The 24,598-nt window shown below is 70.8% G+C and carries 20 protein-coding genes; 11 read left to right on the top strand and 9 right to left on the bottom strand.

The window, feature by feature from the left end:
* Nucleotides 1-40: 40 nt before the first annotated feature.
* Nucleotides 41-592, bottom strand: coding sequence for an ATP-binding protein (locus AN215_RS05595; RefSeq protein WP_245694257.1), 552 nt, complete (start codon nt 590-592; stop codon nt 41-43).
* Between the two features lie 444 nt (nt 593-1,036).
* Between AN215_RS05595 and AN215_RS05590 the strand changes: the two genes are divergently transcribed.
* The 4 genes from AN215_RS05590 to AN215_RS05575 are packed head-to-tail and all read left to right on the top strand — an operon-like array spanning nt 1,037 to nt 6,415.
* Nucleotides 1,037-2,626, top strand: coding sequence for a hydantoinase/oxoprolinase N-terminal domain-containing protein (locus tag AN215_RS05590; RefSeq protein ID WP_070009928.1), 1,590 nt, complete (start codon nt 1,037-1,039; stop codon nt 2,624-2,626).
* Nucleotides 2,623-3,732 carry an S-methyl thiohydantoin desulfurase family protein gene (locus AN215_RS05585; RefSeq protein ID WP_245694255.1) on the top strand — a complete coding sequence of 370 codons (1,110 nt, stop codon included), beginning with the start codon at nt 2,623-2,625 and terminating at the stop codon, nt 3,730-3,732. Before AN215_RS05590 ends, AN215_RS05585 begins: the two co-directional genes overlap by 4 nt.
* 59 nt (nt 3,733-3,791) lie before the next feature.
* Nucleotides 3,792-4,856 (top strand): S-methyl thiohydantoin desulfurase family protein, encoded by a 1,065-nt coding sequence (locus tag AN215_RS05580; RefSeq protein WP_079122715.1) that lies wholly within the window; start codon nt 3,792-3,794, stop codon nt 4,854-4,856.
* Entirely contained in the window at nt 4,853-6,415 is a 1,563-nt protein-coding gene (locus AN215_RS05575; protein WP_070009930.1) for a helix-turn-helix domain-containing protein, read from the top strand. The genes AN215_RS05580 and AN215_RS05575 overlap by 4 nt, the downstream gene beginning before the upstream one ends.
* Nucleotides 6,416-6,422: 7 nt before the next feature.
* Here the strand turns inward: AN215_RS05575 and AN215_RS05570 are convergent, their stop codons facing one another.
* The 4 genes from AN215_RS05570 to AN215_RS05555 form a co-directional block, all read right to left on the bottom strand.
* The gene (locus AN215_RS05570; protein ID WP_079122714.1) at nt 6,423-7,196 is read right to left on the bottom strand and encodes a haloacid dehalogenase type II; all 774 of its coding nucleotides are present in this window, start codon (nt 7,194-7,196) and stop codon (nt 6,423-6,425) included.
* A gap of 112 nt (nt 7,197-7,308) precedes the next feature.
* The gene (locus AN215_RS05565; protein WP_070009931.1) at nt 7,309-9,480 is read right to left on the bottom strand and encodes a xanthine dehydrogenase family protein molybdopterin-binding subunit; all 2,172 of its coding nucleotides are present in this window, start codon (nt 9,478-9,480) and stop codon (nt 7,309-7,311) included.
* Complete coding sequence (locus AN215_RS05560) at nt 9,477-10,469, bottom strand: FAD binding domain-containing protein (protein WP_070009932.1); 993 nt, start codon at nt 10,467-10,469, stop codon at nt 9,477-9,479. The genes AN215_RS05565 and AN215_RS05560 overlap by 4 nt, the downstream gene beginning before the upstream one ends.
* The gene (locus AN215_RS05555; protein WP_070009933.1) at nt 10,466-11,005 is read right to left on the bottom strand and encodes a (2Fe-2S)-binding protein; all 540 of its coding nucleotides are present in this window, start codon (nt 11,003-11,005) and stop codon (nt 10,466-10,468) included. Before AN215_RS05555 ends, AN215_RS05560 begins: the two co-directional genes overlap by 4 nt.
* A 115-nt stretch (nt 11,006-11,120) precedes the next feature.
* On the opposite strand from AN215_RS05555, the gene AN215_RS05550 reads away from it, so the two are divergent.
* Together AN215_RS05550 and AN215_RS05545 are read left to right on the top strand one after the other, a co-directional pair.
* On the top strand, nt 11,121-11,477 hold the full coding sequence (locus tag AN215_RS05550) for a PRC-barrel domain-containing protein (RefSeq protein ID WP_070009934.1): 357 nt from the start codon (nt 11,121-11,123) through the stop codon (nt 11,475-11,477).
* Between the two features lie 46 nt (nt 11,478-11,523).
* The gene (locus AN215_RS05545) at nt 11,524-11,925 is read left to right on the top strand and encodes an RNA-binding S4 domain-containing protein (protein WP_070009935.1); all 402 of its coding nucleotides are present in this window, start codon (nt 11,524-11,526) and stop codon (nt 11,923-11,925) included.
* Between the two features lie 70 nt (nt 11,926-11,995).
* Here the strand turns inward: AN215_RS05545 and AN215_RS05540 are convergent, their stop codons facing one another.
* On the bottom strand, nt 11,996-12,904 hold the full coding sequence (locus tag AN215_RS05540) for a 2-dehydropantoate 2-reductase (protein WP_070009936.1): 909 nt from the start codon (nt 12,902-12,904) through the stop codon (nt 11,996-11,998).
* Between the two features lie 146 nt (nt 12,905-13,050).
* Between AN215_RS05540 and AN215_RS05535 the strand changes: the two genes are divergently transcribed.
* Nucleotides 13,051-14,574 carry a hypothetical protein gene (locus AN215_RS05535; protein WP_245694253.1) on the top strand — a complete coding sequence of 508 codons (1,524 nt, stop codon included), beginning with the start codon at nt 13,051-13,053 and terminating at the stop codon, nt 14,572-14,574.
* Nucleotides 14,575-14,714: 140 nt separating this feature from the next.
* Here the strand turns inward: AN215_RS05535 and AN215_RS05530 are convergent, their stop codons facing one another.
* Together AN215_RS05530 and AN215_RS05525 are read right to left on the bottom strand one after the other, a co-directional pair.
* Complete coding sequence (locus AN215_RS05530) at nt 14,715-14,918, bottom strand: cold-shock protein (protein ID WP_070009937.1); 204 nt, start codon at nt 14,916-14,918, stop codon at nt 14,715-14,717.
* A 197-nt stretch (nt 14,919-15,115) separates the two neighbouring features.
* On the bottom strand, nt 15,116-16,108 hold the full coding sequence (locus AN215_RS05525) for a multicopper oxidase domain-containing protein (RefSeq protein WP_070009938.1): 993 nt from the start codon (nt 16,106-16,108) through the stop codon (nt 15,116-15,118).
* 257 nt (nt 16,109-16,365) lie between these two features.
* On the opposite strand from AN215_RS05525, the gene AN215_RS05520 reads away from it, so the two are divergent.
* Nucleotides 16,366-18,897 (top strand): ThuA domain-containing protein, encoded by a 2,532-nt coding sequence (locus tag AN215_RS05520; protein ID WP_079122713.1) that lies wholly within the window; start codon nt 16,366-16,368, stop codon nt 18,895-18,897.
* A 107-nt stretch (nt 18,898-19,004) separates the two neighbouring features.
* A complete protein-coding gene (locus AN215_RS05515; RefSeq protein WP_245694300.1) occupies nt 19,005-21,164 on the top strand; it encodes an OmpL47-type beta-barrel domain-containing protein in 2,160 nt (719 codons plus the stop codon).
* Nucleotides 21,165-21,325: 161 nt separating this feature from the next.
* On the opposite strand, the gene AN215_RS05510 is transcribed toward AN215_RS05515, so the two are convergent.
* A complete protein-coding gene (locus AN215_RS05510; RefSeq protein WP_070009939.1) occupies nt 21,326-22,108 on the bottom strand; it encodes a hypothetical protein in 783 nt (260 codons plus the stop codon).
* A 285-nt stretch (nt 22,109-22,393) separates the two neighbouring features.
* Here AN215_RS05510 and AN215_RS05505 point away from each other — a divergent pair, with 285 nt between their 5' ends.
* Complete coding sequence (locus AN215_RS05505; RefSeq protein WP_079122711.1) at nt 22,394-23,239, top strand: SAM-dependent methyltransferase; 846 nt, start codon at nt 22,394-22,396, stop codon at nt 23,237-23,239.
* 71 nt (nt 23,240-23,310) lie between these two features.
* A complete protein-coding gene (locus AN215_RS05500) occupies nt 23,311-24,486 on the top strand; it encodes an AAA family ATPase (RefSeq protein WP_070009940.1) in 1,176 nt (391 codons plus the stop codon).
* The last annotated feature ends 112 nt before the right edge of the window (nt 24,487-24,598 follow it).

Raw genomic sequence — 24,598 nt, 5'->3', positions numbered from 1 at the left:
TCGGCGTGCGGCCGGAGCGGACGCGGTGGCCGCGGCCGGCTCAGCGAGGCCCGCGGTGACGCCCTTCGCCGTACGCCGGCGACACCACTTCGCACCAGACCGTCCTGCCTCCGTACGCGGGGATGTAGTGCCCCCACGCGCGGCTCAGGGTGTCGACGAGCCGCAGCCCGCGGCCGACCTCGTCATGTGGCGCCGCGATGCGCACGTGGGGGTGCCGCCCCGGCGAACCGGGATCCCATACCTCGATGAACAACCCGTTGTGGTAGCGCAGCGTCAGCACGATCTGCTGCACGCCGCCGCCGCTCGCGGTCCCGGGAGCCGGGGTCCCGTGCTTGACGGCGTTGGAGACCAGCTCGCACGCCAGAAGCGCGGCCGTGTCGGTCAGCGCGCTCAACCCCCATTCGCGCAGCAGGCGCGTGACGTGGCGACGCGCCGCGGGGACCGCTTCGGGAACGGGGGTCAGGAATTCAACCAGTTCGAGGATTCTGTCGTCTCCGGACGAAGGCACCATGGCGGACGCGGAATGCGGCAGGGGCTCGGCGAAAGCCGTGACGGTGCAGCAGCGCGCGGACTCCGGTGATTCTTCCTTCACAGAGTCAGGGGACCGGCGGCGAGTGGCCATCTGCGCGCTCCATGGCTTCCGTTGCGGCAGGATCCCTTCCTGCCGACCTCACGGTAGGCATTCCAGGAGCGCGCAGGAAGTGTCACAGTGCACGCACGAGGCGCACGGACCGGCAGTGTGCACGGCACCTCCCCGCCGCCCGTGGGCGCTGAAGCGATTCACGGGGACCGCCGCCCGGTGCATCATGCACAGGCGGGTCGGCGGACCCTTGCACAGTGCCCTCCGGTGCCCGCTGCGTGAGGCAGGAATCCACGTCTACAATTCGGGAGTTCAGTCACCGCCCGCCGAATCGATGCCGCCGTATCCGCTTCGGGCATTTCAAGGAACGGAGCAACGTTCCCTTGGACATGGGACATTGGCGTGCCGCTCAAGTCCGAGTGCCGGCGCGTCAATTGACCAAGGAGTCCTCACCACATGCGGATCGGTATCGACGTCGGCGGAACGAACACGGACGCCGTCCTCATGGACGGCGACTCCGTGCTGGCCGACGCGAAGGTCACCACCACCCCCGATGTGACCGACGGAATCGTACGGGCGGTCCAAGACCTCAGGGGACGCAGGGACTTCGACCCTGCGGCGGTCACCGGCGTGATGCTCGGGACGACCCATTTCATCAATGCGATCGTCGAGGCGCGTGACCTGGCGCCCACCGCCGCCGTACGTCTCGGGCTGCCCGCCACCCAGTCGCTGCCCCCGCTGGTGGAATGGCCCGAGAACCTGGTGAACGCCATCGGCGGCCACACCTACATGTGTCACGGCGGGCACGAGTACGACGGGCGCGTCATCTCCAAGCTCGTCCCCGCGGAACTGCACCGGATCGCCGACGAACTCACCGCCAATGAGGTCCGTTCGGTCGCGGTCACGTCCGTCTTCTCCCTCGTCAACGCGGAGTTCGAGCTGGAAGTGGCGGAGATCCTCACCGAACGGGTGCCCGGTCTGCGGGTGAGTCTCTCCCATGAAGTGGGCCGCACCGGCCTGCTCGAGCGGGAGAACGCCACGGTGATCAACGCCGCGCTCGGCGAACTCGCGGAACGGATCTGCGACGGCATGGTCGAGACGCTGGGCGCCATCGGCCTGCATGCGCCGCTGTATCTCAGCCAGAACGACGGCACGCTCATGGGCGTGGACTACGCGCGTCAGTATCCCGTCATGACATTCGCCTCCGGACCGACCAACTCGATGCGGGGCGCGGCATATCTCTCCGGCGTCGACGACTGCGCCGTCGTGGATGTCGGCGGTACGACCACGGACGTGGGCATCCTGCACCGCGGGTTCCCGCGGGAGGCCAGCACGGAAGTGAGCGTGGGCGGCATCCGCACCAACTTCCGCATGCCCGACGTGCTTTCCTTCGGAATCGGCGGAGGCAGCGTCGTCCGGCAGAGCGGCGGGGAGGTCGAAGTCGGACCGGACAGTGTCGGATACCGGCTGCGGGACGAGGCGCTGGTGTTCGGAGGGAAGACCCTCACCGCCACAGATCTCGTCGTGGCCGCCGGGCGCGCGCAGATCGGCGACCCCGGGCTGGTGGCTTCGCTGGACGGCGGCCTTGTGACCGCCGGGCTCAGCCACGTGACCGATCGGATCACAGGAACGGTCGACCGGATGCGGACCAGCCGTGCTCCCGTCCCCGTCGTCCTCGTCGGGGGCGGCAGCGTCCTGCTTCCCGAGGAGCTGCCGGTGGCATCCTCCGTGCTGCGTCCGGAGCAGTTCGCCGTCGCCAACGCGGTCGGTGCCGCCATAGCCCAGATCAGCGGGGACGTGGACCGGATCTTCGCGATTCAGCCGGGTCAGCGGGACGCCGCTTTGGACACCGCCAAGCAGGAAGCCACCGACCGGGCTCTCATCGCCGGCGCCGGCCCCGGCACGGTCGAGATCGTCGAGGTGGAGGAGATCCCGCTCGCCTACCTCCCGGGCAACGCGACGCGCATCCGCGTCAAGGCCGTGGGAGATCTGGCCCGGGATGCCTCCGCGCCCTCCACGGCGGCACCTTTCCGCGGAGCCCGATGATGCCCTGGGACCTGACGCTCACGGATCTGCCGGACCTGGCCTGGGGAGCCGCGCTGCTCGGCACCGGCGGCGGAGGCGATCCGTACCTGGGGAAGGCGCTGGCGGCCGATTCCCTGGCGGCGGCCGGTGGGCCCGTCCAGTTCCTCGATCCCGAGGAGCTCCCCGAGGACGCTCTCGTCGTCACCGCCGCGATGATGGGGGCGCCGACCGTCGTCGTGGAGAAGCTGCCGAACGGCAAGGAAGCCGCCCTCGCCCTGCGGGCGCTGGAGCGCCACCTGGGCCGCCCAGTCACCGCCACGATGCCCGCCGAGTGCGGCGGGATGAACTCGATGGTCCCCCTGATCTCCGCCGCACAGCTCGGGCTGCCCGTCGTGGACGCCGACGGCATGGGCCGGGCCTTCCCCGAGCTGTCGATGACGACCTTCGGCGCGAGCGGTCTGCCCGGCTCACCCATGGCGATCGCGGACGAGCAGGGCAGTGTGGCGGTCGTCGACGCCGGGCCGGACAACCGGCGGCTGGAGTCGCTTGCCCGTGCCCTTGCCGTCAGCATGGGCGCCTCGGCATGGATGGCGCTGTATCCGATGAGCGGCGCCGACGTCCGCCGTACGGCCGTGCCGCGCACCGTGAGCACGGCCCTTGAGCTGGGACGGGCGGTGCGGGAGGCACGGGAGAGTCACCGTGACCCGTTCGCGGCGCTCCGCGAGACGTTGCCGCGCACGGTGTACCGGCACGGCACGGTCGTCTTCTCCGGCAAGGTCGTCGATGTGGACCGCCGGACCACGGACGGCTTCGCCAGGGGTCGTGCGGCCATCGCCGCCGACGGCACCGGCAGCGCCGAGGGCGCATGCGAACTCGTCTTCCAGAACGAGAATCTCCTGGCACGGATCGACGGCCGGACGGTCGCCGTCGTGCCCGATCTCGTCACCGTCCTGCACGCCGAGTCGGGGCAGCCCGTGACCACCGAGGCGCTGTCTTTCGGACAGCGCGTGCGGGTGTTCGTGATCTCGGCACCCGACAGGCTGTGCACTCCGGAGGCGCTTGCGGCGTTCGGACCACGGGCCTTCGGCCTCGACGAGGACTACCGTCCGGCCACTCTGGTTCCGTAGGCATATGTCATTTCAGCCATCGACCGTTTCGGCTCGGTGAGCGACAGCACAATGGTCACATGTGGCAGTTCACGATCGAGGATGTGCCGGCCTTGTCCCGGGCAGCGATGTTGCTCGGCACGGGCGGCGGGGGAGGTACCGGCACCGAGCTCGTGGACCCGATCCTCCGGCGGGCGTTACGCGAGCACGGCCCGGTCCAGGTGGTGCAGCCCGGCGAACTGCCGCCCGAGAGCCTGGCGGTGCCCGTCGGCTTCGTCGGCTCAGGAACGGTCATGCATGAAAAGCCGTACGAGGGCGGCGAGATCGTCCGTGCCGTACGGGGAGTCGAACAGCACACCGGCGTGACGGTCCAGGCCGTGGTGGGTGTGGCCATGACCGGCATCATGGCCGTCGTCCCGGTCATAGCGGCCGCGCAACTCGGCCTGCCGCTCGTGGACGCCGACGGCACCGGACGGGGCGTCACCAAACTCAGCCAGACCACGCTGACGATGGCGGGGATCGACCTCACCCCTGCCGCCTTCACCGCCGACAAGGGTTCCAACCTCCTCGTGGACGGGGTGAACAGCGCCGACGCGGAATCGGTGATCCGGCTGTCGATGCCGGCGATGGGCGGCTGGGCGGGAATGGCCTGGCGGCCGCTCTCCATGGACGAGATCACCAAGGGCATGCTGGTCGGCTCGTACTCCAGGGCGGCCGAGATGGGACGCCTGCTCGGGGACCGCGACCGGGAAGGACTGGCGGCGGGCTACGGGGCGCGGACCCTCTTCGAGGGCAAGGTCGTCGAAGTGCCCAGGCGGCACCTCGGCCAGTCCACCACCGGCACCGTCGTCGTCGAACACAGCGAACAGCGCGACCGCGCCCTGCGCATCGAGATGCAGAACGAATACCTCGTCGCACTCGAGGACGGCCGCATCAAGGCGTGCGTGCCTGACCTGATCTGTGTACTGGAGCAGGAGACGGGCAGGTGCATCACGGCTGAGCGTGTGCGCTACGGACTGTGGGTCGAGGTGCTGGCGATCCCCTGCGACCCGGCGTGGCGCACCGAAGCGGGGCTGGAACTGCTCGGGCCCCGCTCGTTCGGTTACGACATGGACTACGTACCGCTGGAGAGGGCTGCCGCATGACGACGTCCTGGCAGCCGGTGACGGTCCGCATGCTGTGCGGGCTGGAGGGGCTGGTGGGCGCTCATCTCGCCGCCGGAGAGGCGGGTCTCGACCAAGAGGTGCGCTCGATCGAGGTCGTCTCGACCCTGGCCAGCGCGGAATCGGTCCCTCCCGGCGCGCTCGTCGTCGCAGCTCCCGGCGAGACGGAACTCGTCGTCCTGGACATGATGCTCAGTGCCGTACGGGCCGCGGGCGCGGTCGGGTTCGTGGTGACGAACGGGCCGCACCTCGTCGGCTCCGCCACGCGGCTGGCCGGCAAGCTGGGCATGCCGCTGCTCGTCGCCACCTTCAAGGACCCCCTTCAGCTGGCGCGGCAACTCGACCGCGTCGTCCACGCGCCCGAACTGGTACGGGCGGACGTGCTGAGCCAGCTCGGCCGTCACCTGCGTCGCCGTCACACCGAACCCGGCCCCGTCCTGGACACCCTGGCGCGCATGCTCAGCGGACAGGCCGGCCTGATCAGCCCCGTCGGCGCCGTGCTCGCGGGATCCGCTCTGGCACTGCCCGAGGGCGCGCTGACGGATCCCTCCCCGCATACATTTCCTGGTGCCGCCGACGGCCGGGAAGGCGACCTCGTCCTCGTCCCCGTCGTCCTCGACGCCCAGTCAGGCCCCGACATGTGGCTCGCGGTGCAGCTGCCGCCGGGCCCCCGGACGTGGACGACCACGGCGGAGCAGGCCGCGGTGCTCGCCGCCTCCGCCGTCACCGGCTGGGCGGCGCGGCGCCGCCTGGAAGGGGAACGCGAGGGGCGCGAACGCAGCGATCTCCTCTCCGAGTTGCTGAAGAAGCCGAACCATCCCAGCCGCGACCTCGCGGAGAGCGGTCTGAAACTCGGCTGGCGGATGCACGGCTGGCACACCGGGGTCCACCTGCGCCCGACACGCTCCGCGTCGAACCGCCGCCGCCTGACGGAGGTCCTCAACGCCGCACTCGGCGAACAGGGCCTGGGCGGCCACCTCGTCGAACGCGGCGAGGGCTGGGCGTTCTGGGCGACGGCCGACCGCGAGCCGGCGCACTCGTCCCACGGGGACGTGGTCAAGCCGCTCCGCGCTGCGCTCAACTCGCTGTCCGGCGAAGCCCTGCTGACCGCCGGGGTGGGCCGACCGCGCAAGGGGCCGGAGGGCCTGGCCAGGACCCTGACGGAGGCACGGCAGGCATGCCTGCTGGCCGGCACCGGGGCCCGCAGCGTGCGTGTCGCGCACATCGACGAGCTGGACCTGCAGCAACTGCTCGCCGACTGGTACAGCCTGGAGTCCTTCCAGACCTATGCGCGGCAGATTCTCAAGCCGCTGTATGACCGGGGCGAAACGCAGCTGATCCGGACGGTTGAGGCGTACCTCGAACACGAGTCGTCCGCGTCGTCCACGGCCGCCCGTCTGGGCATCCACCGCAACACCGTCGCGGAGCGGATCGCACGCGTGGAGAGCCTGCTCGACGTGAACCTCGCACTGCCCGACCACCGGCTGGTGGTGCAACTGGCCTGCCGCACCCTGCGGTTCAGCGACCGGCAGGCCTCCTGAGCCGGGATCAGCTCTGCCCCTGCTGCCCCGGCCCCTGCCCGTTGGCGCGCGCCGCGAGCGACTCCGCGAGCTCCTCCAGGTTCTCCGCGGTCCACTTGGGCCGCGACATCGTCTCCGGGTAGGGCTCCGTGCCGCGCCTCAGCCAGGCACCGGCGAGTCCCGCGCGCTGCGCCCCGTCGACGTCCCAGGGGTGTACGGCGACGAGCAGAGCCTCGCCCGGCCGCACCCCGGCCCTGCGCACCGCGTACCGGTACGCCTCGGGGGCCGGCTTCCAGCAGCGGGGCCCGCTCACGCCCAGCAGGGCGTCGAACCGGTCGCGCACCCCGGCTCGTACGAGCAGCCCGTGGGTCAGCTCGGGCGATCCGTTCGTCATGGTCACCAGCCGGAATCCGGCTCTGCGCAACGCGTGGACACCGCCCGGGACATCGGGGTGCACGGGCAGTTCGTCCATGCCGGCGAGGATGTGCCGGGCGGCCTCGTCCGCCTCGGCGGTGGAGCGTCCGTCGAGCGCGGTGAGCAGAGTGCGCAGACCGTCCGATGCGATGTCGGCGAAGTCCGCGTACGCGCCGGCGGCGGCCAGCGCGAAGCCGTCGCGCAGCACTCCGGCGAACCAGGTCGGCATGAGGCCGGCGGGCGCGCCCACGTCCTCGAAACGGCCGCGCAGCGGCGTCATGTCGCTGAGCGTCTCGTTGACGTCGAAGACGACCGCCTTGAGCTGGTACCCCGACGGCGGGGGCGGGACCGCGTCCGCCTCGGGGGGACCGGGTTGTTCCGGGGGCATGTTCCGCAAGATACCCGCAGGCATGCCGGTTGCGGGGCGCCACGGGTGAATCGTGTGTGACCGGCGCGCGCCGGCCGGACGTCGCGGCTCGTGTCCGGCGCGCCGGTGCGTTTCAGGACCGGAGAAGCTTGTCCGGTGTGACCGGCAGGTCGCGGACGCGGATTCCTGTGGCGTTGTGCACGGCGTTGACCACGGCGGCCGGCGAGCCCACGATGCCGATCTCACCGATGCCCTTCGCGCCCATGGGGTTGGCGTGCAGGTCCGGTTCGTCCAGCCACACGGCGTCGATGTCGAGCACGTCGGCGCAGGTGGGGACGTGGTATTGCGCGAAGTCGTGGTTGACGACGTGACCGGTGCCGTGGTCGAAGACGCTCTCCTCGAACAGCGCCATCGACATTCCCATGACCATGCCGCCGATGAACTGGGACCGTGCGGTACGGGGGTTGATGATGCGCCCGGTGGAGAAGACGCCCAGCATGCGCGGCACCCGGACCTCCCCGGTGCCGGTGTGCACGCGGACCTCCGCGAACTGGGCGCCGAAGGAGTGCGCGGCGTAGTTCCGCAGGGCGGGGTCGGAGGGCATGGAGGCACGGGTCCGCGCACCGGGCGCGGGGGCGGCGCCGTGCTCCTCCCGGAAGGCGCGGGCGGCGGCCACGACGGTGGAGCCCCAGGAGTTGATGCCGGAGGAGCCGCCGGCGACGGTGCCGGAGGGCAGGTCGGTGTCGCCGATCTCCAGGTGCACTTCGCCGAGAGGGCAGTCGAGGGCGTCAGCCGCGATCTGCGTGAGCGCGGTCCACGTGCCGGTGCCGAGGTCGGCCGCGCCGATGCGTACGGCGTATCCGCCGGGACCGCCGCCGCCGTCCGCGCGGCGTTCGATCTCGGCGACAGATCCGGGGAAGGCGTATGCGGGGTAGGTGGAGCTCGCGACGCCCATGCCGATCAGCCAGTCGCCCTCGCGCCGGGTGCCGGGTCCGGTGCGCCGGTCCCAGCCGAAGCGTTCGGCTCCCGTGCGCAGGCACTGGACGAGGTGCCTGCCCGACCACGGGCGGCCGCTCTCCGGGTCGGTCCCGGGTTCGTTGCGTACGCGCAGCTCGACGGGGTCGATGCCGCAGGCGAGGGCGAGTTCGTCCATGGCCGCTTCCGCTGCGAACATGCCGGGGGCCTCGCCCGGGGCCCGCATCCACGACGGTACGGGGATGTCGAGCGCCGCCAGCCGGTGGCTGGTGCTGCGGTTCTCGGCGGCGTACATCATCCGGCTCGCGACGCCGGTCTGCTCCGCGAACTCCTTGATCCTGGAAGTCTGTTCGATGACGTCGTGGCAGAGGGCGGTCAGCCGGCCGCTGCTGTCCGCGCCGAGCCGCAGACGCTGCACCGTGGGAGTGCGGTGCCCGGCGAGGGAGAACATCTGCTGCCGGGTCAGGGCCAGTTTCGCGGGGCGGCCGCCGGAGACCTTGGCCGCCATCACGGCGAGGACGTCGTGCGCGTGGGGCATTCCCTTCGAGCCGAAGCCGCCGCCGACGTGCGGTGAGACCACCCGCACGCTCTCCGGCGGGAGTTCGAAGAGCGGCGCGAGGGTCTTCCTGACCTGGTGGGCCCCCTGGGTGGAGTCGTACAGCGTCAGCCGGGGCTGCGAGCCGGGCGCTTCGGGCACCTCCCAGACGGCGACGCACGTGTGCGGCTCCATCGGGTTGTTGTGCTCCATGGGCGTGCTGTACGTCACGTCGACGGTCACGGGCGCGGCGGCGAATGCGGCTTCGGCATCGCCGTCCTCGGTGTCGGTCGGGTAAGTGGGGTTGACGACCTCGGGGCGGTAGAGATCGGACCGGCCGGTGCTCAACTCCGTGTCGTGCGGCAGCTGTTCGTACTCGACGGCGACGAGCTGGGCGGCGTGCCGCGCCACCTCCGCGGTCTCCGCAACGACGGCGCCGATGAACTGGCCGCGGAAGGCGACCTCTTCGGACTGGAGCACGGCCAGCTCGGCGTCGCCCGTGTCGGCCAGCCGCGGAGCGTTGTACGGGGTGAGCACGGCGAGGACCCCGTCGAGTGCCTCCGCCTGACCGGTGTCCATCACCACGACGCGTCCGCGGGCGACGGCCGCCTGCAAGGGATGCACGTACAGCGGGGCGGCCAGGGGGTGTTCCCAGGCGTAGCGTGCCGTGCCGGTGACCTTCCCGGGACCGTCCAGACGCTGCGGCGAGGTGCCCACGGAACGGATGTCGAGCGGTTTCAGCGGTTCGGAGGGCTGCGTGGCGTGTGCGGACCCGCCGTCGTCCGTCCGGCTCATGACCGCACCTCCGTTGCTAGCTCCCGCAGCAGCGCGGCGAGCGTGTTGCGCGTCATCGGAATCTTGAAGGCGTTGCCGGGCAGCGGCTGGGCGTGCCGGAGTTCGGCGTCCGCCGCCTCCCTGAAGGCCTCGTCCGTCGCGGCGGCTCCGCGCAGCGCCTCTTCGGCGTACGTGGCCCGCCAGGGCTTGTGCGCGAGACCGCCGAACGCGATGCGTGACTCGCGCACCCTGCCGTCTTCGACGGCCAGAACGGCACCGGCGGAGACGAGCGCGAAGGCGAACGACGCGCGGTCCCGCACCTTCAGATAGCCCGAGCGTGCTCCGGCGGGCAGCGGCGGGAGTTCGACCGACGTGACGAGTTCGCCGTGAGCGAGGACGGTGTCCTGCTCGGGTGAGTCACCGGGCAGTCGGTGGAACTCCCCCAGCGGGACCCGCCGTTCGCCGTCCTCGCCGAGCACGGTCACCACGGCGTCGAGGACGCTCATGGCCACGGCCATGTCGGACGGGTGCACCGCGAGGCAGTGCTCGGAGGCGCCCAGCACTGCGTGATGCCGGTTCCAGCCGCCGACCGCCGCGCAACCGGTTCCGGGTTCACGCTTGTTGCACGGCGTGGTCACGTCCTGGAAGTAGCCGCAGCGGGTGCGCTGGAGCAGGTTCCCGGCGGTGGTCGCCGAGTTGCGCAGCTGGCCGGAGGCGCCGGCCAGCAACGCCTGGGAGAGGACGGCATGGCGCCTGCGCACCGCCGGATGCGCGGCGAGGTCGCTGTTGCGGACGGTGGCACCGATGCGCAGGCCACCGTCGGGCAGTTCCTCGATCCGGTCGAGCGGCAGCCGCGTCACGTCGACGAGGAGATCGGGCGTGGCGACGCCGAGCTTCATGTGGTCCACGAGGTTGGTTCCGCCGCCGAGGTAGGCGGCGCCGGGACGTGCGGTGACGGCCGCGACGGCGCTGTCCGGGTCGGAGGCGGGGGCGTAGTCGAAGGGGATCACTTCGCGGACACCTCCCGGATCGCGGCGACGATGTTCACGTACGCGCCGCAGCGGCACAGGTTCCCGCTCATGCGCTCGCGGATCTCGTCGTCGCTGAGCGCGACCGTACCGTCCGGGCCGCCCTGACTGTCCGGCCCGTCGTCGGCGGCCGCCGTGACCGCGCTGGGGTGACCGGCGGCCGCTTCGGCGAGCATGCCCGCCGCCGAGCAGATCTGTCCCGGTGTGCAGTAGCCGCACTGGAAGCCGTCGTGGTCGAGGAACGCCCGCTGGAGCGGGTGGAGTTCGCCGTCCGCGGAGGCGAGGCCGCCGGCCGTGGTCACCTCCGCTCCGTCGTGGGCGACGGCGAGGGTCAGGCAGCTGAGCACGCGCCGCCCGTCGAGCAGCACCGTGCAGGCACCGCACTGGCCGTGGTCGCAGCCCTTCTTCGGGGATGTGACGGACAGCCGGTCGCGCAGGGTGTCGAGGAGCGTGGTGCGTGTGTCGACGGTCAGGGACCGTGCTTCGCCGTCGACCCGGAGGGTGAGCTGAAAATCCACCCCGCCCCAGTACCACCCGACCGCCCGGTGCCAAACCTGGGCGTATGCGGCACGCTGGTGGCATCGGCGGTGCGGCACCCGCCGTCCGACCGGAAGTGCGGAGGGATGGCCGGAGATGTTCGAGGCAGGCGACATCCGTGAGTGGCGGGACCGTGACGTGGTCGATCCCGGCGGCAGCAAGATCGGCAAACTGGAGGCGGTCTACGTCGATACACGCACCGACCAGCCCTTCTTCGCCACCCTCACCACGGGCATGCCCACGCGGCGCAAGCTGGTCTTCGTGCCGCTCACGGGAGCGACGGTCGGCCCGGAGTACGTACGGGTCGCCTACGGCAAGAACGACGTACGCGCCGCTCCCTCGATCGAGACCGACGGCGAGCTGCCCGCGGAGGACGAGCGCGCGGTCTTCGAGCACTACGAACTCGACTACGAGACGGGCTCCGGCGGCGAGCGCCGCCTCGCACGCCGCTGACCCGAGGGGCGGCGGCCTCGGGCATGTCCGCCCTAGAGTCGGGGTCATGGCTGAAGACGCAGGGACCGTACGGGTCGATGTGTGGATCTGGTCCGTACGGCTCACCAAGACCCGTTCGACGGCCGCGTCGGCATGCCGCGCCGGTCATGTCCGGGTGAACGGCGAACGCGTCAAGCCCGCGCATGCGCTGCGCGCGGGCGACCAGGTGCGGGTACGGCAGTCCGGCCGGGAGCGCGTGGTCGTGGTCTCCCGCATCATCCGCAAGCGGGTCGGCGCACCGGTGGCCGTCGAGTGCTACACCGACCACAGCCCGCCCCCGCCGCCGCGCGAGGCCGTCGCACCGGCCGGCCGCCGCGACCGTGGCGCCGGGCGCCCGACGAAGCGGGACCGGCGCGAGATGGAACGCCTGCGCGGGCCCGCCGCCGACTCCCGCCGCGGCACCCGCTGAACCGGTCCGCACCCACCGCCCGCCACCCCGCCGGGCGGCCCGGCCGGACCACGCGCACTTCGCGCCGCTGTCAGCCTTCGCGCAGCTCACGGTCCGCGGCGCGCAGCATGGCCAGCAGCAGCCGGTTGAGCGGCGCCGCGATGCCGTGCCGGTCCGCCGCGCGGACCACCGCACCGGTGATGTGCTCGTGCTCCAGGGGCCGTCCGGCGAGCCGGTCGTAGAAGGTGGAGGTGCCGCCCTCGGGCCCCACCGCGAGGTTCGACCGCAGCGCCCGCTGCACGTCCTTCTCCTCCACCTGCGCACCCTCCGCCTGTGCGACGGCGAGCGCCTCCATGAGGATCTCCTCGGCGCGCAGGTACATCTCGGGGTCGCTGAGGATGTGCATGCGCTGCTTGAGGAGCGCGGTCAGCGGATTGGCGGCGACGTTGGTGAACAGCTTGCGCCATGCCGCCGTACGGAAGTCCGGGACGCCGCGGACCGTCAGCCTGCTGCCCGCGAGGAGGGCTTCGAACCGCTCGGCAGACGGGCCCTCGGGGACGTGCAGTTCGCTGGAGAAGTGGTGCACGATCCGGCCGGGAGCGACCCGCTCGACTGCCATGTAGGCAAGCGTCGGCAGGACCTCCGCGCCCTGAGGCAGCAGCGGTGCGACGCGCTCGGTGTGGTCGATGCCGTTCTGGATGACGGCGACGACGGTGCGCGGCCCGCACAGGGCGTTCAGCCAGGCCGCGGCGCCCTCGGTGTCCTGGGCCTTGGTGGTCAGGAAGACCCAGTCGTGTTCGGCCGCTTCTTCCGGTGAGGTGACGAAACGCAGGTCCGGGCGGAGCACTTCACCGTCCGTGTCGAGCGTCAGTTCGCCGAGCGGTGCCCGCAGGCAGAGGGTCACGTCGTGACCGGCCTCCTGGGCGAAGGCGGCGGTGAGGCCGCCGACCGCGCCGCCGCCGATCACCGCTATGCGCGCGGACGGTGCTGAAGAACTCATACAGGCGATCGTATGCGCCCGTCCGTGAGTGACCGGGCCGGGGCCACCATTACCGCAAAACCGACATACCGGGTGCTACGCATAGATCTCGCCCACAGATCCACCTGCCGGTTTCACAGGTTTCACAAGCGGGACGAGGTTCGGCCATGTACGTGCTGCCTGCAGCTCCGAGCGCACCAGTCACCGACCGCCTCAAGCGCCTCCCCGATTACGGGCCCGGGCCGTCGGGCCGTCCCCTGCTCCACCTCGGGGCTGTCGCGGCGCTCTACACCCTGGCGCAGATCCTTCTCGTGCTGCCGGGCGCCGGACTCGGCTGGGACGAGTCGGTCTACGTCAGCCAGGTCGACGCCGAGGACCCCGTCGCCTACTTCAGCGCTCCCCGCGCACGCGGCGTCTCCTACCTCGTGGCGCCCCTCGTCTCGTTCACCTCCTCGACCACTCTCCTGCGCGTCTTCCTCGCCGTGCTCTCCGGGGCGGCGCTGCTCGCCGCCCTGTGGATCTGGCGCCGGCTGCTCCCCGTCCCGGTGCTCGCCTGGGGCGGAGCCCTCTTCGCCGGGCTGTGGGTCAGCCTCTACTACGGGCCTCAGGCGATGCCCAACCTGTGGTGCGCCTTCGGCTCGCTGGCGGCGGCCGGCTGTTTCCTGCGCTTCGCTCGCCGGGAGAGCGACCGGCGAGCCCTGGCCGGGCTCGGGATCTCCGTGTGCGTGGTGGCGGTGATGCGTCCGCCCGACGCCGCCTGGCTGGTGCTCGCCCTCGCCGCGGCCGCCCTCGTCGTACGGGCATGGCGCCGCCCCGCGCTCTTCGCCGCACTGGCCGGGGGCGCGGTGCTCGGCGCGGCCCCCTGGATCGTCGAGGCGTACACGGCGTACGGAGGGCTCCTCACACGGCTGCACAGGGCCAGCGAGATCCAGGGCGGCATGGGCTGGAACATCGCGATCGGCGACCATGTGCGCGCCCTGCAGGGCAGGATGCTGTGCCGCCCGTGCGACATGGCCTGGGAGGAGCCGCAGACCGCGGTGTGGTGGTTCGCGCTGCCCCTGCTGGCAGGGGCCGGCATCACCGCCGCCGTACGCGCCGGGCGGAGGGACACCGCCGTACTGGCGACCGTGACCGCCGTCGTGCTCGCCGTGCCCTACCTCTTCCTCATGGGCTACGCGGCTCCCCGCTTCCTGCTGCCCTCCTACGCGCTGCTGGCGCTTCCCGTCGGCGAGTGCGTACGGCGGGCCCTGACCCAAGGGCCGAACGGGCGCCGCCCGCTGCTGCTGATCCTGCTGCCGGCGCTGCTGCTGGGCAGCCACTTCGGTGTCCAATACCAGGTGCTGGGCGCGGTGCTGGAACGCAACCACAACATGACGGCCAAGCTCACGGAGGCCGCTGACACCATGCACCGGCTCGGGCTGCGCCGCCCGTGCACGGTCACGGGCCCGCTGGCGGTGCCGATGAGCCACTACGCGGGCTGCAGCTCACGCCAGTCCAACGGTCACGACATGAGCATCACCGCCGACGGTCTGCGCCGCCTCGCCCTGCGGCACGAGCCGATGGCCGTCACCACCCGCAATCACCGCCCGCCGCCGAGCTGGGCCCGCGACTGGCCGTCGGCGCCGCTGCGCGAACTGCCGGGCTACCGCATCTATGTGACACCGGACGGCGGGCGGGGCGCGTCCCGTTAAGGGCCGTCCCGCTGGAGGCCCGCGTAACCCGGAGACCGGGAGTCCGACGCGCTGGGAAAGCGATCCGTCTCTCGCGGTACGCGTGCATGAAAACGGGGCCCGCACCGTCCGGTGCGGGCCCCGTCAGATGTCTTCGCGGGTCAGGCGGGGGTGATGTTCTCCGCCTGCGGGCCCTTCTGGCCCTGCGTGACGTCGAAGTTCACCTTCTGGCCCTCGGTGAGCTCCCGGTAGCCCTGGCCGGCGATGTTCGAGTAGTGAGCGAAGACGTCGGCGCCGCCGCCCTCCTGCTCGATGAAGCCGAAGCCCTTTTCCGAGTTGAACCACTTCACGGTGCCGGATGCCATGTCGATCTCCTTCTGAGGCAAAACTGGAGTGCCGCACCTCGCGGAACTCCGTCGCCGCCCTGACCCCATCCAGAAACACCGGAAAACAGAAATGCGCCTGATGGTCACAACCGTCAGGCGCACAAAGTAATGGGTACCAAAACTGCAACCCGCACAACTTAGCACACCTCAGACACCCGGGGCGCACGCAGGGGTTGTCAGTGGGGGTGGTCGTCATGGCCGGGCACGGTGCCGTCCGGCTTGGCCACCAGCAGCAGCCCGGCCATGCCCATGTCGGAGTGGCTCTGCACATGGCAGTGGTACATCCACGCTCCGGCGCCCGCCTCCTCCCCCGCGATGATCTGGAAGCCGAAGGAGTCGGCAGGGCCTGTGATCTTGTTGTCGATGACCCGGCTGGGGTCCCCCGGACCCTCCAGCAGGCCCGTACGGTTGTCGGCCCAGCGGTGCCCGTGCACATGGAACGTGTGGTAGTACTCACCGTGCGTGATCATGATGATCTCGAGGCGGTCTCCCACGGTGACCTTGAAGTCGGGCCCCTTGGGCAGGTTGTTGATGGTCATGTCGTTGAAGACGACGGTGAACTGCGCGTCCGGCAGGATGTCGCCCTCCCTGCGCACGACGAGCGGTCCGTACAGGCCCGCTCGGATGCCGCCCGTGCCGTGCTCGGTGCCGACGATGTGGTCGTGGTAGTGCCAGTAGCCGGCGCTTCCGGGGCGGTACGTGCCGTCCTTCCGTTTGCCGGGGGCGTGGGTCCGCCAGGTGTAGGTGCGGGTCCCGCCCGGTTCGACGACGCTGTCGTTCATCTTGGTGCCGTCGTTGGCCCTGTCGTAGTCCACGCCGTGGGGGTGGAGGCTGACGGTGGTGTCCGTGGTGTTCTCGAACTCGATGTGGAGGGTGTCCCCTTCGATCAGTTCGATGAGCGGGCCGGGGACCGTCGCCTTGCCCTTCTCCAGGCCGTATCCGATCTGATCGTCCGCCAGCCTCTGTGCGTAGAGCTTCATGTGGCGGACCTCGCCGCCGGGGCCTGCCCGGCGGACGGCGGCTGCTGCCGCTGGCGCCGCAGCGGCGGAAGCCGCGGCGGCGGGCGGCGAGTTGAGCACGGCCGGGCCGAGCGCGGCCGCCGCCGAACCGGCGAGAAGCCGCCTGCTGAAACTGCGGCGGGCGAGGGGGCTGCCGGACCTCTCGGACATCGGTCTCCCTTCGGCGTCTGCCGGGGCTGCCTGGGTGCCTGTCTGCCTGTCTGGCTGCGCGCGCCCGGCCTGGACGTCTGAACTGGCCCTGCGCGCCTGGACATTGAGGTTGAGCCGACAAGGACCGTAGCGCTACGGGCGTCGTTTATCCATATCCAGGACAAAGTTCGTTGAATTGCGGTCATAGCTCTTGGCGTTCCACCGAAAGAGGTCTAACTTCTTCGTCGTTTCGGTGACTTAAGAGGGGTGGATCAGTCATGCGGCTCGAACCGCATCAAAAGCCCTCACACCTGAGGGGGCTGTGCAGCAGGCGGCTCAGGTTCCGGCGAGCGTCCCGGCGTACGTGGCTCGCGGCGCTGCTGGCAGGGGCCGTCTCGGCCTCCCTGCTCGGCGGCACCCCGGCCCTCGCGGGCACGCCACCCGAACCGGCCGTTCCCGAACTCCGGCTCCCCAGCCCGCCGGGCGGGGAGGACGTCCGCGTGCTGGTCTTCCACGGGTCCGCCGGGGAAGAACCGCCCACCGTCGAGGCCGGCATCGAGGCCATCGAGAAGATCGGCCGCAGCGGTCCCGCGGCCCAGCGCTTCACGATCACGGCGACCGCCGACCCGTCGGTGTTCACCTCCGAGAAGCTCGGCCGGTACAACGCGGTCGTCTTCCTCACCGGCGGCGGGGACGTGCTCGATCCGGCGCAGGAAGCGGGCCTCGAGAGCTACATGGAGGCCGGGGGCGGCTTCCTCGGCGTCCACGACGCGGCGCGTGCGGAACCGTACTCCGAGTGGTACTCCGGCCTGGTCGGCGCGCGTCCCGCGGCGGACAGCCCCAGCACCGCACAGCGCGCGACGGTCGAGACCGGCGACCGCCGCAACCCCGCCACCAAGGGTCTGCCGGCGGAGTGGAAGCGCCCCGACAAGTGGCTCAACTGGCAGGAGAACCCGAGCGGTTCGGTGCACACCGTCGCCCGCGTACGGGAGAAGAGCTACGACCCCGGCGAGGGCGCGATGGGCTGGGACCACCCGGTCTCCTGGTGCCGCGACTACGACGGGGGCCGCTCCTTCTACACCGGCATGGGCGGCACCGCCGACAGCTTCCAGGAAGCCGACTTCCGCACCCATCTGCGCGGCGCGCTGCTGTGGACGACGCGCCTGGCACGTGCGGACTGCAAGGCGACCATCACCTCCAACTACGCGGCGGAACGGGTCACTTCACCGAATCAGCCCGGCCAGTCCGACCAGATCGGCGAGCCGCACGGACTCGTCACCGCCGACGACGGACGGATCTTCTACATCGGACGCGGCGGCGGTGACGCAGAGGCGCCCGTGGTGACCGACTGGGAGAACCCGGAGATCGGCAAGGGCCAGGGCACGGTCCACGTGTACGACCCGGCCACGAAGAAGGTCCAACTCGTGGGCTCTCTGACCGTGTTCGGCAACAAGGGCGGCGGCGACGAGCTCGTCAAGGTCGAGGAGGGTCTGCTGGGCATCGCCCTCGACCCGGACTTCGCCGACAACGGGTGGATGTATCTGCACTGGACGCCGCACTCGCAGCTCGACCGGGACGAGCACATGGCCGAACGCCGCGTCTCCCGCTTCACCGTGGACCCCGGTACCGGGAAGCTCGACGAGTCCTCCGAGAAGGTCCTGCTCAAGTGGCCCGTGCAGGTACACAGTTGCTGCCACGCCGGCGGCGGCATGGCCTTCGACTCCGAACGGAATCTCTACATCGCCACCGGCGACAACAACTCCTCGCGGTTCAGCGACGGTTACTCGGGCAACAACCCCGAACCCGCCTTCAAGGGCGTCTCCTTCGCCGACGCGCGCCGTACCGCGGGCAACACCAACAATCTCAACGGCAAGATCCTGCGCATCCACCCGGAGGACGACGGGACCTACACCCTTCCCGAGGGCAATCTCTTCACCGGGAAGGAGACCGACGAGGGCGGCGGCAAGACGCGCGGAGAGATCTACGTGATGGGCGTGCGCAACCCCGCACGTATCTCCATCGATCCCGCGACCGACGTCCTGTATGCCGGCTGGGTCGGCCCCGACGCCGGTGAGCCCAGCACCACTTGGGGGCCCGCCAAGTACGACACCTTCGCCCGCATCACGAAGGCCGGCAACCAGGGCTGGCCGTACTGCATGGGCAACAAGCAGCCGTACCGCGACCGCAACCTGCCGGACCCGGACAAGCCGCTGGACTGGTACGACTGCGACAACCTCAAGAATGAATCCCCCAACAACGACGGGCTGGTGAACATCCCGCCCGCGCAGCCGAACAACATCTGGTACTCGCCCCAGGGCGGCGGTCCCGACTATCCGCGCGACGAGAACGGCGTCCCCAGCTACAAGCTCGACGAGCAGGAGCTGAGGCTGCCGTGGCTCAAGGGCGGCGGCCAGGCCACGATGAACGGCCCCGTCTACCGCTTCGACGCGGACGTCGCCTCGAAGGACAAATGGCCCGCCTACTGGGACGGCAAGTGGTTCGTCGGCGACTTCTACGACTCCGAGCAGCCGCGGCACGCCGTGGTGATGCCGGACGGCGACGAGCCCGGGGCGCTGCCGGTCCACGCCGAGAGCCTCCGCAAGATCATCCCCATCGGCGAGGACGGCATCCGCAACCTGATGGACTGGAAGTTCGCTCCGGACGGTTCCCTCTACGTCCTCGATTACGGGCGGGGGTTCTTCACCTCCGATCACAAGTCCGCGCTGTGGCACGTCACTTACAAGGGCGGCAAGGCCACTCCGGCGGCCGGCGACGTGGTCGGCAAGTCCGCGAAGGGGGCGTCACGATGAACACGGGCGCACGAACACGCACCTCCGCACGCAGGGGCAGGACACCGGCCGCCCGCCGGCGGCGTGCCCTCCGTACCGCTGTTACGGCGCTGTTCGCGGCGCTGCTGATGGTGCTGGGCCTGACCTCCGCGCCTGCCTACGGGCAGCAGGCCCCGCCTTCGGGCGGCGCCGGTCCGGCGGCCGAACAGCTGCTGCGGTGGACCGCGTCGGACGACATCACCCGCTACACCTCGGCGCCGGCGACGGCGGTGGCGGGGGCGGCGACGATCGAGTTCGAGAACAGCGAGGCAACGGGCAACACCACTTCCATGCCTCACACGCTGACGTTCGTCACCAGCGACCCCGACTACAACGACGACGTCGACGTCGACATCCTCGCCAACCCCTCGGACGCGCAGGGCGGCAAGCATTCCGTCGAGGTCACCCTGACGCCCGGGACGTACAAGTACCACTGCACGATCCCCGGACACGGCCAGATGCAGGGCACTCTCGTCGTCACCGACGGCGGCGGCGGCGATGACACGACGCCGCCGGAGACGTCGGCGAAGGTGGCCGGCGACCAGAACGCCGACGGCGAGTACGTGGGCATGGCCACGGTCACCGTCACCGCCTCCGACGCCGGATCCGGCGTCGAGACGGTCGAATACGCCCTGGGCGACGGCGGTTACCAGGCCTACACCGAGCCGGTGATGGTGCACGAGGTCGGCGCGCACATCTTCCGCTACAGAGCCACGGACAAGGAGGGCAACGTCGCGGAGGAGAAGACGGCCGAGTTCACCGTGGTCGCACCGGACACGGACGACACGACACCTCCCGAGACGTCCGCGACCGTCGACGGCGAACAGGACGACGGCGGCGCCTACATCGGCATGGCCACGGTCACGGTCACGGCGTCCGACGCGGGATCGGGCGTCAACACCATCGAATTCGCCCTGGGTGACGGCGAGTTCCAGCCGTACACGGCGCCGGTCATGGTGCACGAGCCGGGCACGCACACCGTCCGCTACAAGGCGACCGACAAGGCAGGCAACGCGGCCGGGACCAAGTCGGTGGAGTTCACGGTCGTGGAGCAGCCCGAGGAGGACACCACGCCGCCGGAGACGACGGCTGAGACGGAAGGGAAACGCAACTCCGACGGGGACTACATCGGCAAGGCCACGGTGACGCTCACGGCCACGGACGAGGGCTCGGGCGTGGAGAAGGTCGAATACTCCCTCGACGGCGGCCCGTTCCTCGCGTACACCGATCCGGTCGTGGTGGACCGTACGGGCCACCACAGCGTCGCCCACCGCGCCACCGACAAGGCGGGCAACACCTCGCAGGCCGTCGCCGAGTCCTTCGACGTGGTGCCCGGCGGCGGCGTACCCGCCCCGGACTGCCCCGAGTACGACGAGCGGGAAACGGTCTTCGTCGGCGACATCGACACCGGCGTCCCGAACCGGATGACGCCCGAACGCTGCACCGTGGGCGAGCTGATCGAGGACGAGAAGGACTGGTCCTCGCACGCCTTGTTCCTCAAGCACGTCACGGAGGTCACCGGCGCGCTGCTGAAGGACAAGGTGCTCGACGCCCGGGAGCGGAAACTCATCAACCGGGCGGCGAAGGACTCGGGCATCGGAGAGCCCGGGCAGCAGACCGGCTACAAGAAGCTCTTCGACGGCACGAAGGAGTCCTTCGACCGCTGGCAGCACGTCGGCGGCGGCGCCTTCGGCCTGAACGGCGACGGCAGCATGACCAGCAGCACCGAGGCCGAGGGCATGGGCATGCTGTGGTATCCGAAGCGGAAGTACTCCGACTACTCACTGAAGCTGCAGTTCCGGGACGACGCCCCGGGTGACGGCAACGCCAACTCCGGTGTCTTCGCCCGCTTCCCGTACGTCCACGACAACCCGGAGGAGCCGCGGCCCGAGTGGGTCGCCATCAAGTTCGGGCACGAGCTGCAGATCCTCGACCGTCCCGACGGCGACATGTACAAGACGGGCTCGGTGTACGGCTTCGACCGGGTCGGCCTGGCCGGCGCGGGCGTCACGCCGAAGGGAACCTGGAACGACTACGAGATCAAGGTCGTCGGCCAGCACTACTCGGTCTACCGGAACGGAGAGCTGATCAACGAGTTCGACAACTCGGGCGGGCAGGTCTTCCAGCCGCCCCGGGACGACGACCCCGGCACCGACGGCCGCCGCTACGCCTCGGGCTACATCGGCCTGCAGGTCCACGGCGTCACGGACGTGATCTCGTACCGGGACGTACGCATCAAGGAGCTGTAGCGCGGACGCAGCCGAAGCCGGGCCCGGAGCCCGGAGTCAGCGGGGCCCGGCCGGATGCGGCCGGGCCCCGCTCGTCCTTCTGCCGTCCCCCGCCGCCGAGTTGACGCTGCCCGGGCGGTCGCCGTCCCCCGTCGCGCGGGGCCTGCCGCGCGACGGGGTGCTCACTCTCCCCGGGTGTCCGGGTGCTCGGCCGCACGCCGCAGGATCTGCTGAGCGAGGTCCCAGCGCGAGGAGTCGTGCCGGAAGCGCCGGCTTCCCTGGGACTCGACTGCCTCGACGAGCCGCCTGCGCTGTGCCTCGTCCAGGCCGTCGAGCATCTGCGAGGCGACAGCCAGCGCGTGGAACTGCTCGAAGGCACTGCGCGAGTGCTCGATCCCTGCCAGCGCGGCTTCGAAGTTCCGCAGCCGGGGCTCGGCCTGCATCATTCCCAGGGCGGTGATGCGCTTCTCCTCGCTGCCCTCCTGGAACCAGCGCAGGACCTCCTCCGGTTCGAAGGACTGCTCCGTGGCGGCCTGGCGGGCCCGGGCGACGATCCCCGACATCAGGCGCGTACGCTCCGGGCCCGCACGCATCGAGCCGCGCACCGAGCGGTACTCGGCGGCGAGCGGACTGGCGGCGTCGAGCAGTGCCTGGGCCTCCGCGCGCAGCCGGTCCGCCGCGTCGGCGTCGCCCCGGCGCGCGGACTCCTCCGCCAGCGCGAACCTCTCGGCGGCGGCTGCGCGGAGCTTGAGCCTGGCGCCCCCGAACTCGAGGCTCTCGATGCGGTTCCCGAGCAGGGCGACGACGAGCAGAGCGCTGCCGACGATCAGCAGCACCCCGGTCCCCGTGCCGTTCTCCGTGGTGAACACCGCGAGCACCCCCGTACCGAACACCCCTGCGCCCATCAGGCCCAGAAGTACCCGCAGGGTGACGGAGAAGGGAGACGAATTCACCTCACCGGACACGGCGGCGGCTCAGCTTCCGGCCGCGAACGGGACAAGGCGCTGCCCGGCGTCACGGTGAGTGGAGCGGCCCGGCCCGCGGAGCCCCGTCGTACATATCCCGGCGTTCATGTCTCCCCCAGCATCGTTCCGACGCGCCCTCGTCTGTCGGGCAGTCAGCATACGTACCCGCTCAGTGTCCGCAGTGGCCGCGTGCACCGGCGCAGGCCGTCTCCGTACGAGCAACTGCCGCAGCACGGCGTTGCGTTAGCATCGCGTGACCGCCGACACAGTGAGGAGCGTGGGGAGATGGCAGGCGATGCCGACGGCACGGGCGAGGCCCAGGGTGACGCGCCGCTGATCGTCAGCCGTGACGTACCGCAGATCTCGAGCAGCGTGCCGCACTCGGCACGGATGTGGGACTACTGGCTCGGCGGCAAGGACCACTACGAGGCCGACCGGAAGGCCGGCGAGCAGGCACGCGAGGCCTACCCGGGCATCGTGGACATCGCGCGGACCAGCCGTGCGCTGCTCAGCCGCACCGTGCGGTATCTGATATCCGAGGCCGGCATCCGGCAGTTCCTCGACATCGGCACGGGGCTGCCCACCGCCGACAACACCCACGAGATCGCCCAGCGGATCGCGCCCGAGAGCCGCATCGTCTACGTCGACAACGACCCGCTGGTGCTGACGCACGCCCGTACGCTGCTGACCTCCTCACCGGAGGGCGCCACCGACTACCTGCACGCGGACGTGAACGACCCCGCGCCGATCCTGGAAGGCGCCGCGCGGACACTCGACCTGTCCCGGCCGGTGGGGCTGATCATGTTCGGCATCGTCGGGCACGTGCCGGAGCACGCCAAGGCCCTCTCGATCACGCGCGGCCTGCTGGACGGCCTGGCCGCGGGCAGCCATCTCGCGCTGTACACCGGCACCGACGGCGACCCGGATCTGGTCGAGGCGGAGCGGCGCGTGGGTGAGCACGGCGGCGTCCCCTACCGGCTTCTCGGCGAGGGGCAGGTCCGGGACTTCTTCGCGGACCTGGAACTCGTCGAGCCCGGCGTGGTCCCCGGCCCGCGATGGCGCCCCGAGGGCGAGGTCACCGACTCGCCCGCCGACATCGCTTCGCTCTGCGGGCTGGGCCGCAAGGGGTAGCGCGGGGCCGTTGTCGGACCCGGGGGCCACACTGTCCGGAGTACCACCGGACCGAACCTGAGAGCCCCCACATGATCACCACTCTCGCTGTCGAGAACTACCGCTCACTCAGCCGCCTCATCCTGCCGCTCGGGAGACTGAACGTCGTCACCGGCGCCAACGGCACGGGAAAGTCCAGCCTCTACCGCTCGCTGCGGCTGCTCGCCGACGCCGCACGGGGCGGTGCCGTCGCGGCGCTGGCGCGCGAGGGCGGGCTGCGTTCCACGCTGTGGGCGGGGACGGAGTCCCCCGCCCAGGGCGCGGGCCGCAACGGACCGGTCGGTCTGCGGCTCGGCTTCGCCGGTGACGAGTTCGGATATGCCGTCGACTTCGGGCACCCCATACCTGTCGGTTCCCCCTCCGACCCTGAAAGCGGCCTCTTCGACCTGGATCCGGAGATCAAGGCCGAGTCCACCTGGGCCGGCCCCGTTCTCCGTCCGGCCGCGGTGCTCTCGGAGCGCAAGGGCCCCGCCGTGCGGACCCGTACGGCGGACGGCGACTGGCACCGTTCAGCGGGAGAACTGCGTCCGTACGACAGCATGCTGAGCGAGTTCGCCGATCCCCAGCTCGCGCCGGACCTGCTGCGGCTGCGGGAGCACATCAGGTCCTGGCGGTTCTACGACCACGTACGCACCGACATACAGGCACCGGCCCGGAGCGCACAGATCGGCACACGCACACCCGTGCTCAGTCACGACGGAGCCGACCTGGCCGCCGCGCTACAGACGATCCGCGAGGTGGGAGACCGGAAGGCCCTGGAAGAGACCGTCGACGCGGCGTTCCCCGGCAGTGCGCTGCGTATCGAAAGCCAGGGCGGACGGTTCGAGCTGGGGCTCCAGCAGCCGGGCATGCTCCGGCCGCTCAGCGCCGCCGAGCTCTCCGACGGCACCCTGCGCTATCTGCTGTGGGCGGCGGCGCTGCTCACGCCGCGCCCGCCCGCGCTCCTCGTCCTCAACGAGCCCGAGGCCAGCCTCCATCCCGAACTGCTCCCGCCGCTCGCCGACTTGATCGTTGCCGCGGCACAGGACACGCAGATCGTCGTGGTCACACACGCGGCGGATCTCGCCCGGCACATGGACCGGGAGGCCGTGCGCAGGCGGCTCGAACTGAATTCGGTCGAGCTGTTCAAGGACGAGTCCGGCCGGACGGACGTCGCAGGCCGCGAAGGTCCGCTGGACGAGCCGCCCTGGCACTGGCCCAAGCGCTGACGCTCACTCGTCACACCGCTGATCCCGTCCGTACGCCTTCACGGGAGCCCACCGCGACGCGACCTGGCTGATCCCGGCAGTGGCGCGCTCACGATCGGATCAATAGTCCTAT

This window comes from Streptomyces abyssalis, from assembly GCF_001751365.1.
GTDB classification, from domain to species: domain Bacteria; phylum Actinomycetota; class Actinomycetes; order Streptomycetales; family Streptomycetaceae; genus Streptomyces; species Streptomyces abyssalis.
The sequence above is the reverse complement of the archived record's forward strand: the minus strand, read 5'-3'. Positions and strand labels throughout refer to the sequence as shown.

Excerpts from the sequence above, each read along its gene's own strand:
- AN215_RS05520 (WP_079122713.1), top strand. The coding sequence starts at position 16,366 with ATGCGGCTCGAACCGCATCAAAAGCCCTCACACCTGAGGGGGCTGTGC.
- AN215_RS05530 (WP_070009937.1), bottom strand. The coding sequence starts at position 14,918 with ATGGCATCCGGCACCGTGAAGTGGTTCAACTCGGAAAAGGGCTTCGGC.
- AN215_RS05525 (WP_070009938.1), bottom strand. The coding sequence starts at position 16,108 with ATGTCCGAGAGGTCCGGCAGCCCCCTCGCCCGCCGCAGTTTCAGCAGG.
- AN215_RS05505 (WP_079122711.1), top strand. The coding sequence starts at position 22,394 with ATGGCAGGCGATGCCGACGGCACGGGCGAGGCCCAGGGTGACGCGCCG.
- AN215_RS05570 (WP_079122714.1), bottom strand. The coding sequence starts at position 7,196 with ATGCCCCCGGAACAACCCGGTCCCCCCGAGGCGGACGCGGTCCCGCCC.
- AN215_RS05585 (WP_245694255.1), top strand. The coding sequence starts at position 2,623 with ATGATGCCCTGGGACCTGACGCTCACGGATCTGCCGGACCTGGCCTGG.
- AN215_RS05515 (WP_245694300.1), top strand. The coding sequence starts at position 19,005 with ATGGTGCTGGGCCTGACCTCCGCGCCTGCCTACGGGCAGCAGGCCCCG.
- AN215_RS05540 (WP_070009936.1), bottom strand. The coding sequence starts at position 12,904 with ATGAGTTCTTCAGCACCGTCCGCGCGCATAGCGGTGATCGGCGGCGGC.
- AN215_RS05575 (WP_070009930.1), top strand. The coding sequence starts at position 4,853 with ATGACGACGTCCTGGCAGCCGGTGACGGTCCGCATGCTGTGCGGGCTG.
- AN215_RS05590 (WP_070009928.1), top strand. The coding sequence starts at position 1,037 with ATGCGGATCGGTATCGACGTCGGCGGAACGAACACGGACGCCGTCCTC.
- AN215_RS05500 (WP_070009940.1), top strand. The coding sequence starts at position 23,311 with ATGATCACCACTCTCGCTGTCGAGAACTACCGCTCACTCAGCCGCCTC.
- AN215_RS05535 (WP_245694253.1), top strand. The coding sequence starts at position 13,051 with ATGTACGTGCTGCCTGCAGCTCCGAGCGCACCAGTCACCGACCGCCTC.
- AN215_RS05545 (WP_070009935.1), top strand. The coding sequence starts at position 11,524 with ATGGCTGAAGACGCAGGGACCGTACGGGTCGATGTGTGGATCTGGTCC.
- AN215_RS05550 (WP_070009934.1), top strand. The coding sequence starts at position 11,121 with ATGTTCGAGGCAGGCGACATCCGTGAGTGGCGGGACCGTGACGTGGTC.
- AN215_RS05565 (WP_070009931.1), bottom strand. The coding sequence starts at position 9,480 with ATGAGCCGGACGGACGACGGCGGGTCCGCACACGCCACGCAGCCCTCC.
- AN215_RS05580 (WP_079122715.1), top strand. The coding sequence starts at position 3,792 with ATGTGGCAGTTCACGATCGAGGATGTGCCGGCCTTGTCCCGGGCAGCG.